At 55.0% G+C, this 16568-nt stretch carries 17 protein-coding genes; 12 read left to right on the top strand and 5 right to left on the bottom strand.

Features of this window, described 5'->3' with window-relative positions:
- Window positions 1-33: 33 nt before the first annotated feature.
- Entirely contained in the window at window positions 34-606 is a 573-nt protein-coding gene (locus AV656_RS10915; RefSeq protein WP_063181884.1) for a YceI family protein, read from the bottom strand.
- Window positions 607-816: 210 nt separating this feature from the next.
- Between AV656_RS10915 and murB the strand changes: the two genes are divergently transcribed.
- On the top strand, window positions 817-1731 hold the full coding sequence (gene murB / locus AV656_RS10910) for a UDP-N-acetylmuramate dehydrogenase (protein WP_063181882.1): 915 nt from the start codon (window positions 817-819) through the stop codon (window positions 1729-1731).
- Window positions 1732-1828: 97 nt separating this feature from the next.
- Here the strand turns inward: murB and AV656_RS10905 are convergent, their stop codons facing one another.
- The gene (locus tag AV656_RS10905; RefSeq protein ID WP_063181874.1) at window positions 1829-2512 is read right to left on the bottom strand and encodes a histidine kinase; all 684 of its coding nucleotides are present in this window, start codon (window positions 2510-2512) and stop codon (window positions 1829-1831) included.
- A gap of 345 nt (window positions 2513-2857) precedes the next feature.
- Between AV656_RS10905 and AV656_RS10900 the strand changes: the two genes are divergently transcribed.
- The 10 genes from AV656_RS10900 (at window position 2858) to AV656_RS10855 (ending at window position 12958) form a co-directional block, all read left to right on the top strand.
- Complete coding sequence (locus AV656_RS10900) at window positions 2858-5260, top strand: Na+/H+ antiporter subunit A (protein WP_063181872.1); 2403 nt, start codon at window positions 2858-2860, stop codon at window positions 5258-5260.
- Window positions 5247-5669 carry a Na(+)/H(+) antiporter subunit B gene (locus AV656_RS10895; protein ID WP_082818716.1) on the top strand — a complete coding sequence of 141 codons (423 nt, stop codon included), beginning with the start codon at window positions 5247-5249 and terminating at the stop codon, window positions 5667-5669. Before AV656_RS10900 ends, AV656_RS10895 begins: the two co-directional genes overlap by 14 nt.
- A 3-nt stretch (window positions 5670-5672) precedes the next feature.
- Window positions 5673-6011: a Na(+)/H(+) antiporter subunit C gene (locus AV656_RS10890; protein WP_063181867.1), complete on the top strand. Its 339-nt coding sequence runs from the start codon at window positions 5673-5675 to the stop codon at window positions 6009-6011.
- Window positions 6004-7491 (top strand): Na+/H+ antiporter subunit D, encoded by a 1488-nt coding sequence (locus tag AV656_RS10885; protein WP_063181865.1) that lies wholly within the window; start codon window positions 6004-6006, stop codon window positions 7489-7491. Before AV656_RS10890 ends, AV656_RS10885 begins: the two co-directional genes overlap by 8 nt.
- Window positions 7488-8006: a Na+/H+ antiporter subunit E gene (locus tag AV656_RS10880; RefSeq protein WP_063181863.1), complete on the top strand. Its 519-nt coding sequence runs from the start codon at window positions 7488-7490 to the stop codon at window positions 8004-8006. Before AV656_RS10885 ends, AV656_RS10880 begins: the two co-directional genes overlap by 4 nt.
- Window positions 8006-8290 carry a Na(+)/H(+) antiporter subunit F1 gene (locus AV656_RS10875; protein ID WP_063181861.1) on the top strand — a complete coding sequence of 95 codons (285 nt, stop codon included), beginning with the start codon at window positions 8006-8008 and terminating at the stop codon, window positions 8288-8290. Before AV656_RS10880 ends, AV656_RS10875 begins: the two co-directional genes overlap by 1 nt.
- Entirely contained in the window at window positions 8268-8651 is a 384-nt protein-coding gene (locus AV656_RS10870; RefSeq protein WP_063181859.1) for a Na+/H+ antiporter subunit G, read from the top strand. Before AV656_RS10875 ends, AV656_RS10870 begins: the two co-directional genes overlap by 23 nt.
- Before the next feature lie 99 nt (window positions 8652-8750).
- Window positions 8751-11111, top strand: a complete 2361-nt coding sequence (locus tag AV656_RS10865) for a penicillin acylase family protein (protein ID WP_063181857.1) — start codon at window positions 8751-8753, stop codon at window positions 11109-11111.
- A gap of 412 nt (window positions 11112-11523) precedes the next feature.
- Complete coding sequence (locus AV656_RS10860; RefSeq protein ID WP_156484851.1) at window positions 11524-11898, top strand: hypothetical protein; 375 nt, start codon at window positions 11524-11526, stop codon at window positions 11896-11898.
- A 175-nt stretch (window positions 11899-12073) separates the two neighbouring features.
- On the top strand, window positions 12074-12958 hold the full coding sequence (locus AV656_RS10855; protein WP_063181852.1) for a fibronectin type III domain-containing protein: 885 nt from the start codon (window positions 12074-12076) through the stop codon (window positions 12956-12958).
- A 132-nt stretch (window positions 12959-13090) separates the two neighbouring features.
- On the opposite strand, the gene AV656_RS10850 is transcribed toward AV656_RS10855, so the two are convergent.
- Window positions 13091-14107: a P1 family peptidase gene (locus tag AV656_RS10850; RefSeq protein WP_063181850.1), complete on the bottom strand. Its 1017-nt coding sequence runs from the start codon at window positions 14105-14107 to the stop codon at window positions 13091-13093.
- Between the two features lie 96 nt (window positions 14108-14203).
- The gene (locus AV656_RS10845; protein WP_063181848.1) at window positions 14204-14620 is read right to left on the bottom strand and encodes a universal stress protein; all 417 of its coding nucleotides are present in this window, start codon (window positions 14618-14620) and stop codon (window positions 14204-14206) included.
- Between the two features lie 409 nt (window positions 14621-15029).
- Here AV656_RS10845 and AV656_RS10840 point away from each other — a divergent pair, with 409 nt between their 5' ends.
- Window positions 15030-16139, top strand: coding sequence for a GNAT family N-acetyltransferase (locus AV656_RS10840; protein WP_063181846.1), 1110 nt, complete (start codon window positions 15030-15032; stop codon window positions 16137-16139).
- A 212-nt stretch (window positions 16140-16351) separates the two neighbouring features.
- Here the strand turns inward: AV656_RS10840 and AV656_RS16390 are convergent, their stop codons facing one another.
- The gene (locus AV656_RS16390; RefSeq protein ID WP_156484850.1) at window positions 16352-16507 is read right to left on the bottom strand and encodes a lmo0937 family membrane protein; all 156 of its coding nucleotides are present in this window, start codon (window positions 16505-16507) and stop codon (window positions 16352-16354) included.
- Between the last annotated feature and the right edge of the window lie 61 nt (window positions 16508-16568).

Genomic DNA, 16568 nt, shown 5'->3' with positions numbered 1-16568 from the left:
CGCCCATGAACGGGCAGCCGCCTTTAATATCAATCAGGATTCGAGGCTTTCTTCTTCTGCATCTTCTGTCTGGGGCTGCGCCTCGGTCGCTTCCAGGTCGAGGTGAATCTTGACGTCTTCGCCGACGAGGACGCCGCCCGTTTCAAGTGCCTGGTTCCAGGTCAGGCCGAAGTCCTTCCGGTTGATCTTGCCGTCCACGGAGAACGCGACCACTTCCTGGCCCCAAGGGTTTTTGGCCCTGCCTTCATACTCGGCTTCAAGCATGACCGATTTGGTCTCGCCCCTGATCGTCAGGTCACCGGTCACTTTGTACTCGCCGTCCCCGTCCGGCTTGATGTCGGTGGAGACGAATGTGATTTCCGGATGATTTTCCGTATCGAAGAAGTCGGCAGAGCGGAGGTGATTGTCGCGGTCCTCGCTGTCCGTGTCAATCGAATTTACATCAATCGTGAACTTGAGTGAGGCTCCTGTAAGATCTTCGGGGTCCGCCTCGACCTCTGCGTCAAAATTTCCGAATGATCCCCGGACTTTCGAGATCATCATGTGCTTCACTGTAAACGTTACGTGAGAGTGCGCCGCGTCAATCTGCCATTTCGTCTTTGCCATTGGAACTCCTCCTTGGAAATGCTGTGATAATTCGAATTTAAGACAATATTCAGAGAGAGTCAATTGATACGTCTCAGGATGTATTTGCCTCATGGGTGCGACTTGTCAAAACGCCGGGCAGACAGCATACTATATAATTGTGAATGAAGATTTGAGAGTAAGAGTCCCGCCGCGTCAAGGCGGAGAGCCTCTGAAAGGAATGGCAATTCAATGAGCAAACAGCAATGGGCCGATGATCTTAAAAAAGTCATCGGGGATGATAAGGTAAAAATAGATGAACCGCTTTCGCTTCATACGGTGACACGGATGGGCGGACGGGCTGACCTGTTCTGCGATCCGGAGACCGAGGAGGGCGTACAGGCGGTTGTCCGCTATGCCCATGAAAATGGCATCCCGGTACTCCTGCTCGGGAATGGATCGAATATGGTCGTGCGTGATGGAGGCGTCCGAGGAATTGTGCTGAACCTTTCCAACCTGAACGAGATCCGCTTTGACGGAAAGTCCGTTTATGCCGAAAGCGGGGCGGATATTAAAGTGGTCTCCAGGGAGTCTGCTTCGCGCGGCCTGACCGGTTTTGAATTTGCCTGCGGCATCCCGGGTTCTGTCGGCGGCGCGATGGTGATGAACGCCGGCGCCTACGGCGGCGAGATCAAGGACATCATCCACCGGTGCACGATCCTGACACCGGAGGGCGAGCGCATGGTACTGTCGAAGGAGGAACTGGAGCTGGGTTACCGGACGAGTATCATCGCGAAAAAGGGCTATTATGTCCTGTCCGCGGAGTTCACTCTGGAAGAAGGCGACCAGGAAGAGATCGACGCGAAAGTGGCCGATCTTACCCACCAGCGCGAATCCAAGCAGCCCCTTGAGTTTCCGTCTGCGGGGAGCGTGTTCAAGCGGCCCCCGGGCTACTTTGCCGGCAAGCTGATCCAGGATTCCGGCTTGCAGGGGAAAGGGTTCGGCGGTGCCGAAGTATCGACGAAGCACGCAGGATTCATAGTGAACAAAAACGGCGCAACAGCAACCGACTATATCCGCACCATTGAAATGGTACGGGATGCAGTCAAGAGCAACTTCGGCGTCGACCTTGAACTTGAAGTGAAGATTGTCGGTGAGGAATCATAAACGGGAAGGAGCGCGGACTGATGTCCGCGCTCCTTTTTTGAGTTTGTTCCTGCAAGCGGCAGAAAAATCGGCTGCCCTGATGGACAGCCGATTTTAATTATTGGACGTGCTTTTCCTCCGCCATGCGTTCGACGGTTCCAGTCTCTGCAATCCGGTCATCATCTACATGCACCTGGCACATTTTGTGGTCGTGCATGAACTTGAAGATTCCGTTGTTGAAGTCGGTCCCCATCTCTTTGAAGAAGATTCCCTCGAATTCACAGCCTTTCGACTGGGTGAAGCTGACTCGGTAGCCCTCGCCGTCCTTCACCAGGTATGCACGCACACCCTTTTCATACATATCCTCTTCGACGGATTTGATGTTCCTCGCGACAGAAACGACATGCAGGTCGGCAAACGGGATCTCCCGGAGCAGGACGTTGATGAATGATCCCCTCGTGATTTCCTCCCACCGGCTTTGGGCGGTCTGGCCGATGACAATTTGGGTCACATTTTTATCGTAGGCCACTTCTTTGATGGCCTTGGCGGACGGGAGACGCTCGTTGTCCCGGAGGATAAACGCCTGCGCCCCGAGATCTTCCGCGAGCTCCTGCCATCGCTCCACATACTCAGACTTGTCTGCGTCAAACTGGTCGTACGGAAGCGGGTCGACCGTCAGGATATAAAACGGGCAATTGAGCATGCTGGCCATTTTATGGCCTCTCCGGATCAACCGTTCGCCGTTCGGGCCATAATAGACGCAAACGAGAATGCACTCATCCATTCCCGGCTTTTTCAACATGGCGGTGAGTCACCTCTTGTTCATAATAGCTGGCTTCCCGGGGACAACTGCCCGGTGCCTCATTCGAAAACCAAAACATTATAAGACATCTTCACGGAAAATACAACAAAACCGGCGACAGGTGGGGCATGAAGTGCGAAAGGGTCGGATTTCCTGTATACTTTTAAGTGGGAAATCAGGGCCGTCGGATGCGGCCGCTGTGTTTCGTATGCCCTTTCTACATAACGGCTGTCCGTATTTTCCGCCAGGGGTCCGGACGCTGTTGCCCCATATTATGCGCCCTGCCGGTCATTCCGTCAAGGCGGCTTACCCGGAAGGGGTTCACCACGCTGATTGGAGGTTCACATGTACGCTGTTTTTGTCATCTTTCTCCCATTCATCATGGCAGCGCTTCTGCCCGCCGCGCACCGGCTGCTCGGCGACCGGCTGATTGGCTGGTATGTCATGGCGGTGCCGCTCATTTTGTTTGCCGGCCTCGTCCGGCTCATCCCGCGGATCGCCGACGGTGAGGTCGTCGCGGTCTCCTATGCCTGGATTCCGGATGCCGGCATTGATCTTGCGGTCCGTGTTGACGGACTCGGCATGATTTTTGCGCTCCTCATCACCGGGGTCGGTACGCTTGTCGCCCTTTATTCTATTTATTACCTCTCGCCGAGGGAATCGCTCGGCCACTTCTATGTTTATCTGCTCCTATTTATGGGCGCCATGCTCGGCGTCGTCTTTTCGGACAATCTGATGCTTCTCTACACATTCTGGGAACTGACGAGTATTTCGTCCTTCCTGCTCATCGCTTTCTGGTATCACCGGAAGGGTTCCCGCTACGGGGCACAGAAGGCGATGCTCATCACGGTCATGGGCGGGGTCTCGATGCTGGCCGGCTTCCTCATGCTTTACTTCATGACCGGTACGTTCAGCATCAGTGAAATCATCGGGATGCGGGATACACTTGCAGGAGAATCGTTGTTTGTCCCTGCCATGTTCCTGATCCTGCTCGGTGCGTTCACCAAATCAGTCCAGTTCCCGTTCCACATCTGGCTGCCGGATGCAATGGAGGCGCCGACCCCGGTCAGCGCATACCTGCACTCCGCAACCATGGTCAAGGCGGGGATCTACCTGGTCGCGCTGTTCACACCGCTGTTCGGCGGATTGGATGCCTGGTTCTGGTCACTGAGCATAGCCGGGATTGTGACGCTCCTCTGGGGGGCGTTCAACGCCATGAAGCAGAACGACCTGAAGGCTCTCCTGGCTTATTCCACAATCAGCCAGCTCGGACTGATCATGAGCCTTCTCGGCTTCGGTTCCGCAGCGTTGTCCGCTGATGCGGCGGGGAATCCGACGGTTTATGCGGCTGCCGGGTTTGCAGCGCTGTTCTATCTGTTGAATCACTCAACGTTCAAGGGACTGCTCTTCATGGTCATCGGAATCGTCGACCATGAAATCGGCACGCGGGATATCCGCCGACTAGGCGGACTGATGTCCTTTATGCCGGTGACGTTCACGTTCGCCGTGATCGGAAGCTTCTCAATGGCGGGACTGCCGCCGTTCAATGGCTTCCTGAGCAAGGAAATGTTCTTCGGTGCTGCAGTGGACATCGCATCCGGACAGCCATTTGCCGGAGGCGCCGAAGTGATCTTTCCTGTGATCGGGTGGCTGGCCAGTGTGTTCACATTCGTCTACTGCACCATTATTGTTTACCGGACGTTTCTCGGACCGGTCCAGCCGGAGAAGATCGACCGTGCGCCGCATGAGGCTCCAAAGGGGATGCTTGTCGCCCCCGGTATTCTCGCGGCACTTGTCATCCTGATTTTCTTCTTCCCGAACGTGGTCGGGAAATATGTCATCGGCCCCGCCATGCAGGTCATGTTCCCGGCTCTTTCACAGGAGGCAAATCTTGTCCCCAAGATTGAGGCGTGGCATGGATTCAATCTGCCGCTTCTCATGACCTTTGGTGTCATCGCTCTCGGCCTGCTGCTGTTCATCACGTTCCGCCATTGGAAGAGGATCTATCGTGTCGCACCGTTCCGGTGGACGATGGACTCCATCTACCGATGGCTGCTCCAGACAGGTGAAGCCGGCTCCACGATTTTGACAGACCTGTATATGACGGGCAGGAGCCGTGATTATTTCGTCTTCATTTATCTGTTCTTCCTCGTGGCCGCGGGCGGAATGTTCTTCCTTACCGGGGCCTACGAACCTGACTTCAGCACAGGTCCGGTCGGCATCTTTGAAATATCCTTTGTCATCATCATGGCATTCGCCGCCATCGCCATGCTCTTTGTCCGGTCCCGCATCACAGCGACACTTCTGAACGGTGTGCTCGGCTATTCCGTCGCCATCTTCTTTGTCTTCTTCCGGGCGCCGGACCTGGCGCTTACCCAGACGGTCATCGAGACGGTGACAACCGTGCTGTTCCTCCTGTGTTTCCACTTCCTACCGGAATGGAAACCCGAGGATTCCCCGTTGCGGACTAAAGTCGTCAACGGGATGATTGCAATCGGCGCCGGCACGCTTGTCACGGCATTCGGACTGACGGTCCAGGGATACGATGTGTACGAATCCATATCATCTTACTTCGAGGATTCGTACAAGCTGGCGGGCGGAAGCAACATCGTGAATGCCATCCTCGGGGACTTCCGTGCATTTGATACGATGCTCGAAGTTGTGGTCCTCTTTATCGCGGGCATCGGCGTCTATACGCTGATCGCCCTCAAGCCGAAGAAAGGAGGGGATGACATTGAAGGAAAATGATGTCATTCTCCGCACCGTTACACGGGTCGTTGTGTTCATTATCCTGACTTTCGGCGTGGAGCTGTTTTTGTCGGGGCACCACAACCCGGGCGGCGGATTTGTCGGGGGGCTGGTCCTGTCCTCGGCGCTCGTCCTCCTGTACGTCGTCTTCGATATCGAGACCGTCCACCAGGGAGTGCCATTCGACTTCCGCAAAATTGCGGCGTTCGGTGCGATGGTATCCCTTCTGTCGGGGACAGGTGCCGCCGTATTGGGCAAACCGTTCCTCACACAGGGCTTCGGTTACTTTGACCTGCCGATCTTCGGTCTGACCGAGCTCGCCACCGTGACCATTTTCGAGGCGGGTGTCGCGCTTACCGTCATCGGCACGGTCGTCACCATCATTTTGAGTATCAGTAAGGACGTGTAGCAGATGGAATTCCATATGACCATCCTGGTGGGCATCCTTGTGACTGTGGCGGTCTATCTGCTGCTGTCCCGCAATATGGTCCGCATCATCCTCGGCACGGCAGTTTTGTCGCATGCCGTCCACCTTCTTCTCATCACGATGGGCGGGGCGGGCGAAGGAAAGGTGCCGCTCCTCCGGGAGTCCGAAGGCCCGTACGCCGATGCGTTGCCGCAGGCGCTGATCCTGACGGCGATCGTCATCAGTTTCGCGACCACGGCGCTCCTGCTCGTGCTGGCTTACCGGACCTACGAGGAAAGCGGATCCGACAATATGAACACCATCAGGAGGATTGATCGTGAATAACATTCTTGTCCTCCCGATGCTGATTCCGCTGCTCACCGGATTTGTGCTGTTTTTCCTGCGCCCTTCCATCAGGGCGCAGAAGATTGTCAGTATCCTGTCGCTTCTGTCACTGGTCGCGGTCTCAACGAACATCCTCTTCAGGATCCGTGAAGACGGCATTATCCGGCTGGACTTCGGAGGCTGGCAGCCGCCGTTCGGCATCCTGTTCGTCGGGGATTCGTTCTCCGCGCTCATGGTCCTGACAGCCTCTGTCGTGTCCACCCTGATCATCACCTATGCCTTCACGGCGACTGAGCGGCGGATGGAGAACATGTTCTTTTACCCGTTCGCATTTTTCCTGGTCGCGGGCGTGAACGGTTCGTTCCTGACAGGAGACATGTTCAACCTGTTCGTCTGTTTTGAAGTGATGCTGCTTGCTTCGTATGTTCTCATCACACTGGGAGGCGGCAAGGTCCGCCTCGCCGAATCGATGAAATACGTCGCGATCAACGTGGTTGCCTCCTGGTTTTTCCTGGTGGCTCTCGCGTTTCTGTATGGGACGGTCGGCACACTCAACATGGCCCATGTCTCGGTCCGTGTGGCGGAAGCCGGTCAGGGACCTCTCCTGAGTGCAATTGCGATTGTCTTCCTGGTCGTCTTTGCGCTGAAGGCCGGGCTTTTCCTTTACTTCTGGCTGCCGGGCTCATACAGTTCGCCGCCGGGTCCGATCGCAGCGCTGATGGCGGCTCTGCTCACGAAAGTCGGCGTGTATGCGATGTTCCGGACCTTTACGCTCATGTTCTATCACGATGACTTCATCCTCGGCACCATCATCGGAACGATGGCGGTCCTTACCATCATCGGCGGCTGTCTTGGCGCCGTTGCCTATACCGATATCCGCCAGATCGCTTCGTACAATGTCATCATTGCGGTGGGGTTCATGATCCTCGGACTGGCCGTCTTTAACGAACAAGCATTCAAGGGGTCTGTCTTTTACCTCATCCATGACATGGTCATCAAGGGAATCCTCTTCCTGATCGTCGGGGCGATGGTCTATCTGACAGGCAAAACGAAAATCACGGAGATGAGCGGCCTGATCCGGAATTATCCCGCGCTCGGCTGGCTGCTTTTCCTCACGACGCTCGGCCTGGCCGGAATTCCGCCGCTCAGCGGATTTATCGGCAAGATGTATGTCGGCCTTGGTGCAGTCGAGGGCGGGGATTACTTCCTGCTCTTCGTCGGGTTCGCCTCGAGCCTCGTCGTGCTGTATTCGATGCTCCGCATCTTTATGAACTGCTTCTGGGGCGAGACGATCATCAATCGGGAAGATCAGAGGCTGCTGCCTACCAGAAGGCTGATCCCGATTGCGCTGCTTGGCGTGCTGGTCGTTGCGATCGGCGTTGGCGCCCAGGCGCTTGAGCCGTTTGTCTCCGATGCGGCCCGCGTGATGGCGAATCCGGAGCTGTACATTGATGCTGTTCTCGGGGAGGTGGAGTCATGAACAAGTTTGCCGGAGACGAAGGGTTCGGTGCGACGGCCGCACAGTTCCTCCTGAACCTGTTCATCGCGTTCCTCTGGATGCTGCTTCTTGACGAGGACCAGTTTCGTGCGACAACGTTTATCGCGGGCTTCATCGTCGGGATCTTCATCGTCTTCTTCATGCACCGTTTCTTCGGAACCCAATTTTATTTACGCAAGCTGTTCGCAATCATCAAGCTTGTTCTGATCTTTAACAGGGAACTGGTCAAGTCGAGCATTTCTGTCATCGCCCAGATCCTGAGCCCGACATTGAAAATTCGTCCGGGCATATTCCGATACGACACCGTCCTTGAGAGCGATGCCGAAGTGACGATGCTCTCCCTGCTGCTAACGCTTACGCCGGGTTCGGTCGTAATGGAAATCACCGAAGACGGTCAGGGGATGTACATCCACGCGATGGATCTTGATTCCTCCAAAGAAGCGCTACTTGCGCAGCTGAATAATTTCGAACAAGCGATTATGGAGGTGACGCGATAATGGTGAAGTTCCTCATGCTCATCTCGCTCGTGCTGTTCTCATTCACGATTCTCATTGCGGTCTACCGGATCATCAAAGGGCCGACAAAGCCGGACCGCGTCATTGCACTCGACATGATCGGTGTGAACCTGCTGGCGGCGATCGCAGTCGTGTCCTGCATCCTCCTGACAAAGGCATTCATGGAAGTGATCCTGATTCTCGGAATACTGAGCTTTATCGGGACGATCGCCTTCTCGAAGTACATCGAGAGGGGGATCATCGTTGAACGCAGACACAATCGTTGAATACATTGCCGCGATCCTGATGGTGACCGGCGGTGTCATGAGTGTCATCAGTGCCATCGGGATCATCCGCCTGCCTGATGTTTACACCCGTTCCCACGCAGGAACGAAAAGTTCCACACTCGCGGTCCTGCTTTCGCTGCTCGGTGCCTTTCTCTATTTTTGGGCTGTCGAGCGATTCATCAGTGTCCGCCTTCTGCTCGGAATCATCTTCGTCTTCCTGACGGCCCCTGTAGCCGGACACGTCATTATCCGTGCTGCGCACAGGTCGGGCGTCAGGCTGGCGGATATTTCGAAAGGGGACGAACTGGCGGAAGCCAGGGAAAAACTCATACAGGAAAAAGAAAGCAGATCCGACGGCTGACAGCCGTCCGGGTCTGCTTTTTCTTGTGCGTGTCCAATGCGGGTCAAGAAGGGTTTTCCAGGAAAGGGGAGAATTCAAAAGGTCAGGGGGGATGATGGAATGAGGAAGTGGCCAAAATGGCTGCGTTTCGTCCTGTATGCGGCGGGGGTGGCCGTGATACTCGGTGTTGCCGCACTGATTTTTATTAACATCTACATAGGAAGGTCCGCGCCCGTCACCGAAGGCGAGCTCCGCGTGCCGGTGCTGGAGTCGGGTGTGACGGTCGTGCGGGACAGCAAGGGCGTGCCGCATATCCGTGCGGAGTCTGATGCGGATCTGTACCGGGCACAAGGGTATGTCCAGGCGCAGGACCGGCTGTTCCAGATGGACCTGGCCCGGAGGCAGGCATCCGGCACGCTTGCGGAAGTGGTCGGCGAGGCAGCGGTGCCATCCGACAAGCTGTTCCGCACGTTCAGTCTCCGCCATGCTGCAGAACAGTCGCATGAGGCATACGGAGAGAAAGCCAAGCAGGTCCTCGGCTGGTTTGCCGAAGGGGTGAATGCCTATATCGGGCAGGCGAAAGAAGACGGAAAGCTGCCGTACGAGTTCAGCCTGCTCGGGTACGAGCCGGAGGAGTGGACACCGCTTGATTCTCTGACGATCGGCAAGTTCATGGCCTATGACCTGGGAGGAAACTGGCAGGCGCTGGCTTTCCGTCACTGGGCAGTGAACCATTTCGACGGGGAGAAGATGGAGGAACTCTTTATTCAATATCCGGAGGATGCGTCTTCTGTCATTGAAGCGAACAGGGAAAACCCTGTTCAGATCGCGGGAGCTTTTGATGCATCGTTGATTCCGCCTGAGTTCAACGGCAGCAACAACTGGGTCGTCTCCGGCGACAAGACGGCATCGGGCAAGCCCCTTCTTGCCGACGATCCTCATCTTGGTCTCACGACGCCGTCCATCTGGTACGAGATGCATCTGGAGTCGCCGGAGCAGAATGTTGCCGGCGTCATCTTCGGAGGCGTTCCCGGCATCATCCTCGGCCACAACGAGAACATCGCCTGGGGCGTGACGAATGTCGGACCGGACGTGCAGGACCTGTATATCGAACAGCCGAACCCGAAAGACCCGACACAGTTCCTCTACGACGGGCAGTGGGAGCAGGCGGACGTGCGCGACGAGCCGATCCGGGTGAAGGACGGAGAGACGGTCGAATTCCACGCGGTCACTACACGGAGGGGGCCCATCATCTCGAACCTCTTGCTGGAAGAGACCGGCCCGGGCGCAGTGCTGTCCATGCAATGGACGGCGCTTGAGCCGACGAGGGAGCTTGAAGCCGTGCTGACGTACAACAAAGCGTCCAACTGGCAGGAATTCGAGAAGGCTCTGGAAAACTTTAATGCGCCGGCGCAGAACTTTGTCTTCGCCTCGAAGGACGGGACGATTGCCTACAAGGCGAACGGCAACATTCCGATCCGCAAGAAAGGGGACGGTCAGCTGCCGGTGCCCGCTTATTCGCCGGAGTATGGATGGGAAGGTTATATCCCGTATGAGGAGCTGCCGGCTTCCGTAAACCCCGAAGAAGGATTTATCGCAACGGCGAACAACCGGGTCATCGGGGAAGATTATCCGTACCACATCACAGACTTCTGGGCACAGCCTTACCGTTATGAACGCATCGCGGAAGTGCTCCGGGAAGGCGATGACCTGACGCCGGAGGACATGATGGCCCTCCAGATGGATGTGAAAAACCTGCATGCACAGGAGTTTCTCGATGAGATGATCGGCTCGCTGCAGGCGACGGGCGCTGCGGAAGAATACGCTTCCGCCGTCCGGATACTGGAAGAGTGGGAACTCGAGGACGATAAGGATCTCGGTGCGCCGCTGATCTTCCATCGCTGGATCCAGCAATTGCCCCGGACGATGTTCCGCTCCTCCATGCCGGACGATGTCTACTCGCTCATGACCGGAAAGAACCACATATCCGATGAGATGATGCGGCAGGCTTACGCCGGTAACCCGGGTGCATGGGTGACGGGTTACGGTGGCGTGGACGCCTGGGTCAAAGATTCATTCAAGCGCGCAATCATGTCAATCGCGGACGCCTATGGGGATGACGCGGACAACTGGAAATGGGGCGACTATCACCAGCTCGTCTTCCCGCACCCGGTAGGCGGTGCCTCTCCGATCCTGGAGCAGTACCTGAATCCGCCGAGTACGCCGGTCTCCGGCTCCCACATCACCGTCCAGGCCGCCGGATTCAACCATGACGGCACGGCCGACCACGGCGCGTCCTGGCGGTTCGTGGCGGATCTCTCTGACCTTTCCCGCGCCTGGCATATCGTCGGCCCCGGCCAGAGCGGCCATGTCAAATCCGACTGGTTCCATGACCAGGTCGAGGACTGGGTGAACGGGGACTACCATGAGACCCGGATTGATGGGACCGCGGAAGGTGATGAGCTTAAGCTTGTGCCGTGAGGAGGGGGAGTTCCCAATAAGGGGCGTGTAATTGCGGTGTGGCGCAGTGATTTTCTGCATGGGGTGCCGATTTGCCACAAGGAGCCCGGTTTTGCCGCATGGGGTGCCGATTTGCTACATGGCGCCCGGATTTGCCACATAGGCCTCCGATCTGCCACATGGGGATCTGATTTGCCGCATAGGGCCCCGATTTGAAATAAGGAGGGCGAAGTTGCAATAAGGGATGCCGATTTGATATAAGGAGGGCGAAGTTGCAATAAGGAGTGCCGACTTGAAATAAGGAAAGCGAAGTTGCAATAAGGAGTGCCGACTTGAAATAAGGAGTGTGAAGTTGCAATAAGGGAGCCCGACTTGAAACAAGGAGCCCTGATTTGAAATAAACGAACGGATCACCCGGGGAGAGGGGAAGAATGTGAAAAGGATATTACATGGCTGGTTGATTGCTGCAGCTCTCGTATCGTCAGCCTGCAGTGACCCGGAAGTCACGAGCTTCACTGAAGTCAATCAGGTGCCGGGCGATGTCTGGGAGCTGGTCAAACCCGACCAGGCCCTTCAGCTGCTCTCTTCTAAAGACCAGTCCTACATCGTCTTCGAATCTGAGCAGGCTGTGGCAGCAGACTACGAAATCAAAGACAATACGGTCATCATCCAGCTGGATGAATCGGGCGAGACGCAGGAAGTTCCGGAAACCCATGTCTACGAATTACAGACAGACGCTAAACGAGACACGATTGAAGTCAGGGTGAATGGGAAGCAGCGCGCGTTTGACAACGTGACCGGTTTTTAATCGAAAAGGGCATGATGGATGCTAATTACGCCTTTGGGACCGATCAAGCTTTATGCAGATGCTGAAGTTATCATATCGACAATGTTAAGCAAGAACGATTAGTATTGAGCGTGACGAAGAGCTGGAACTTGAAAGACTATAAAAAACTAAAATAAATATAGTGGGGGGATTTTATATGAGACTAAAAATTTTAGTACCAGCAGTAGCACTGCTCTTACTCATAGGTGGCGTTGGTGTCAGTGCGGCACCTAATTCTAACAATGGAATTCCGAAGCAACTAGCAGAATTACAAACAACCGTTTCTAACTTGGTGATTGAGGTTAAAGACCTTCTTACACTTAAAGACGAAGTAAAATCTCTTAAAGACGAATTGGCCGTTGCCAACACAACCATTTCTGAACAGCAGACTGAAATTGATTCGATGAAACAATTAAACGAAAAATTGTTAAGCAAATTTACTCAAAACGAAAGAGGAGATTTATACTTTGAAGACAAATTAATTGTCAAAAAAGACATTGAAGCTCCTGAAGCAATCAGTAATTTACGTGTTGTAAATGCAACGCCAAGTAAAGTTAAGATAACGTTTGACCCGTCAATTTCTACAGATATTGCAAATTACAGAATTGAATTGGGACATGTAATGGACGGCGAAATCACTACTCATGATATTGGAACGAATACTGAGTATGTCTTCACAGGTTTAAACTTATCTAATCCCGATCCAAATTACTATGTAAAGGTAATTGCAATTGACGGACATGATAATGCTTCTGATTCCACTGATGAATATTTTGAGGTGATTCCTCATATACCGCCAGTGCTTGCCAATGCTCATGTACAATGGGGAACTTATAAATCTGGAGTAGAGCTATGGATTGGTGATATTAAATATGCCGACTCTTTTGATGTTTATGTCGATGGGGAATTACTAACAACATTTCAAGGTAATGAAGGCTATTACTTCCTAGACAACGTACCTAGAAACACAAAGTATGTCATTAAATTAGTAGCCAAAAATAAGTATGGAACTTCCGAAAAAGACTTTAATATATCCCTCTAACAGTTAGTGTACATCGTTCCAATCCAAGCAGGCTGTGTCAGGATGTGACCGGTTTTTGATCACTAGTTTCTTTAAAAGAGAAAAAAGAGAACTTCCGCAAACCCGGAAGTTCTCTTTTTTATGGTTGCCCCATCAACGGAATTCCGCTTTCCTGACAACTCTCCCTTTCCTGCCGGCCGTTGTCTCCGCGTGGAGAAGCGACTGCAGGACCGCTTCCTCGGTTGAAGCGATCGCAGCTTCGAACAGATCATTCATAACCGGGTGGTCGTCTTTGATGATTTCCCGTGTGACGGTCATGGCTTCACCGCCGTGTCGAGTCAGCAGTCCGTTCGAGAAGGCGATGATGATGTCTCCGCTACCATTGTGGATATGGGTGCCTGTCCGGCCGAGTCCGATCGCAGCGCGCCTGGCAATTCGCTTTAGCTGGCGGGCATCGAGCGGGGCATCGGTCGCGACAACGATGATGACCGAGCCGTCCGGTCGCTTGTCTTCTTCGGCAACCGGGGTTTCGGGAGCCGGCTCTTCCGGCGCAACCCAGCCCGGGAAGCGGCACTCTTGGCCCCGGCCAAAGTTGGTAAGGACGAGCGTGCCGACGGTAAACGACCGGCTGCCTGCCGCCACGATCCGTGACGAACTGCCGATGCCGCCTTTCGCGCCGTAGCAGATCATGCCCTTGCCGGCTCCGACCGCGCCCTGTGCCAGTTCCCCACCTACAGCTTCGCGGATCGTCCGGACGGCATCATCCGGCCGCACGGCCATTTTTCGCATTGAGTTCAGGAAGCTGTCATTGCACTCGCCGACCACGATATTGAGCGAACTGGTGGAGTCCCCGATTGCCGGGTTTTCCTCCAGCATGTATTGGAGCGTTCCTTCAAGCACCGCGCCCACGCTGAACGTATTCGTCAGCATGATCGGCGATTCCAGAACGCCAAGTTCCTCGACCTGGACGAGCCCCGCCGTCTTGCCGAAACCGTTCAGGACAAACGACGCGGCAGCCGGCTTTTCCTCGAACCAGTTGCCCCCGTGCGGGAGGATGGCCGTCACCCCTGTGCAGAAATAATCTTCTCCGTCCCCGGGCCGGTCAAGCGTGACATGGCCGACCGAAACCCCCTCGACATCCGTGATGGCATTCCATTTTCCTTTTTTCATGTGCTGTTTCCCCCTTAGGTCTGCTCTGTCTCCATTATCTCAAAGTTCAGTCTCAAATGTAGCGCAAAGAAAAAACCATCCCTCTCCGGGGACGGTTTACTTTACGAGCAGGACAGGGCATTCGGCGCGCTTGGCGACTTTGTGGCTGACGCTGCCGAGGACCATCTCCTGGAAAGCATTCAACCCGCGGCTGCCGACAATGGCCAGGTCATACCCTGCCGAATTGATGAATTTGACTATTGCGGGCCCTGGTTCACCGAACTGGATCTGCAGTCCGGGATGGACCCCCTTATCAGTGAAAATGGCGAAAACCTCGGACAGTTGATCACGGATGCGTGCTTCCAGCTCTTCTTTTGTGACACCTTCATATTCCTGTGGACGGGAGCGGTCGTGGTCGACGACAAAAAGCAGGTCAACGGACGAGCCGGTCGCCTTCGCGAGGGTGGCTCCATGCTTGGCGGCGCGCCTGGAATGGGCGGAGCCGTCCACGGCAACAATAATTTTTTCGTACATTTGTCCGGTATCCTCCTTCGGTTTCCGGAATGGGCGGATGCGATCCGCCCGCCGGCGCCCGGGCCATCCGGACGCGGGGAAACGTTCTCTATATTAATACTATATTCCCTCCGGGCAGTTTGAAAACCTTTTGGACCAAAAGAAAAAACAATCGGGCCGCTTTGAGCGTCTTGAATCCCTTACCGCCCGGGCATACAATGGGGTCGTCCGGGTCAAGTCGGTTTTTTGTGCCGGCCTGCCGGAAATGTATAGAGGCTAAGCCGGAAAACGTTGTGTATAATCAAAGAGACGATGATGTTTGCAATAGGACTGAATATTGCCGCGCTGCTCCTGTCCAAACCGGAGCGGCTAAGCCCCGGTTCGCAGCGTTTGCGGCCGGTACACGACAATGCGGCAGGGGGGGACACAAATGAAACTGACGGAATGGACGATGCAGGAACAGGAAGAGCTCATCCACTTCATGACGGAGAGCAGCTGGCCATATCATGGCATTCCGCATCCCGCCCGGGAGATGATCGAGAAAGCGATCGGTGACGGCGGCTATGAATCCGACGAGGTAAAGACGTTCTGGGTGGAGACCGATGACAGGGAGAAGGTCGGCATCGTCAAGCTGTATGACATGCAGGACGAGATTCCGATGTTTGATCTGCGGATTGCGGAGAGGGCGCGCGGCAGAGGATTCGGCCCGCGGGCGCTCCGCCTGATCTGCGACTATGTGTTCAGCCTTCCGGACAAGAAGATCCGGCTGGAAGGCCATACCCGCCAGGACAATGCGGCAATGCGGAAGACGTTTGAGCGGGCGGGCTTCGTGAAGGAAGGCCATCTCCGGAAGTCATGGTACTCTCCGAAGGAGGATTCCTACTATGATGCTGTCACGTACGGTATCACGAGGGAAGACTTCGAGAGCGGCAAGACGACCCCTGTCGAGTGGAACGACCGGGAAAGCGCGGCAGCATCTGATGACCAGGGACGTCCGCCGGGCTTCCCGGAAGAGTTCCGCTCGGAGCGCCTTCTGATCCGCGCGCCGCGTGTATCGGACGCAGCGGACGTATGTGATGCCCTTACCTACTCGCATCCGGAGCTGAAGGAATGGCTCCCGTTCGCCAAGGACAAGCCGACACTTGAAGGCGTGGAAGATAGCCTCCGGGGAGCGGTGGCGGATTTTATCACCCGGAAAGATCTGCGGCTGCATCTTTACCGGCTGGAAGACGGTGCGTTCATCGGCTCGTCCGGCCTGCACCGCATCAATTGGGATGTCCCGAAATTCGAGATCGGATACTGGATCGATACCCGCTACACGGGCCATGGCTACATCACGGAAGCCGTGGAGCGGATCACTCAGTTCGCCGTGGAAACGCTTGGTGCCCGACGGGTCGAGATCCGGTGCGACACCAAGAATCTGAAGAGCCGGGCCATCCCTGAAAAACTGGGCTATGAACTAGAAGGCATCCTGAAACATGACGATGTCGCGGCAGACGGAAGCCTGCGTGATACATGTGTCTATGCGAAAGTGAACTGAATGGATAAGCCGGCATGCTCCGTGGCAGGGGCTGCCGGCTTTTTGCGGGCAAGGGCGCAGCGGCTTTCGGCGAATGTGAAGCAAGCCATGCTGAATGTGAAGAAACAGTGCCTGAATGTGAAGCAAACTACATTGAATGTGAAGAAACACCGCCTGAATGTGAAGCAAACCGCCAAAAAAGGGATGCCGCCAAACCGGCGGCATCCCTATATTCAGCCTTTGTTCCTGCCGGTGATCAGCTGGAAGATGAAGATGATACCGGCAATGATGAGGATGATGTGGATCAGCCCGCCGAAAATATCAAGCAGGAAGCCGATCAGCCAGAATGCGATCAGAATTAAGATGATCCACCAAACCATCTTTCCCATGACGTCACCCGCTTTCCGTGTTGTCTGTTAACCAAATCCTACCCCTGGACGATCCGGGATA

Origin of the sequence: Bhargavaea cecembensis (assembly GCF_001619585.1) — a bacterium.
In the GTDB taxonomy this organism is placed as follows: domain Bacteria; phylum Bacillota; class Bacilli; order Bacillales_A; family Planococcaceae; genus Bhargavaea; species Bhargavaea cecembensis_A.
The sequence above is the reverse complement of the archived record's forward strand: the minus strand, read 5'-3'. Positions and strand labels throughout refer to the sequence as shown.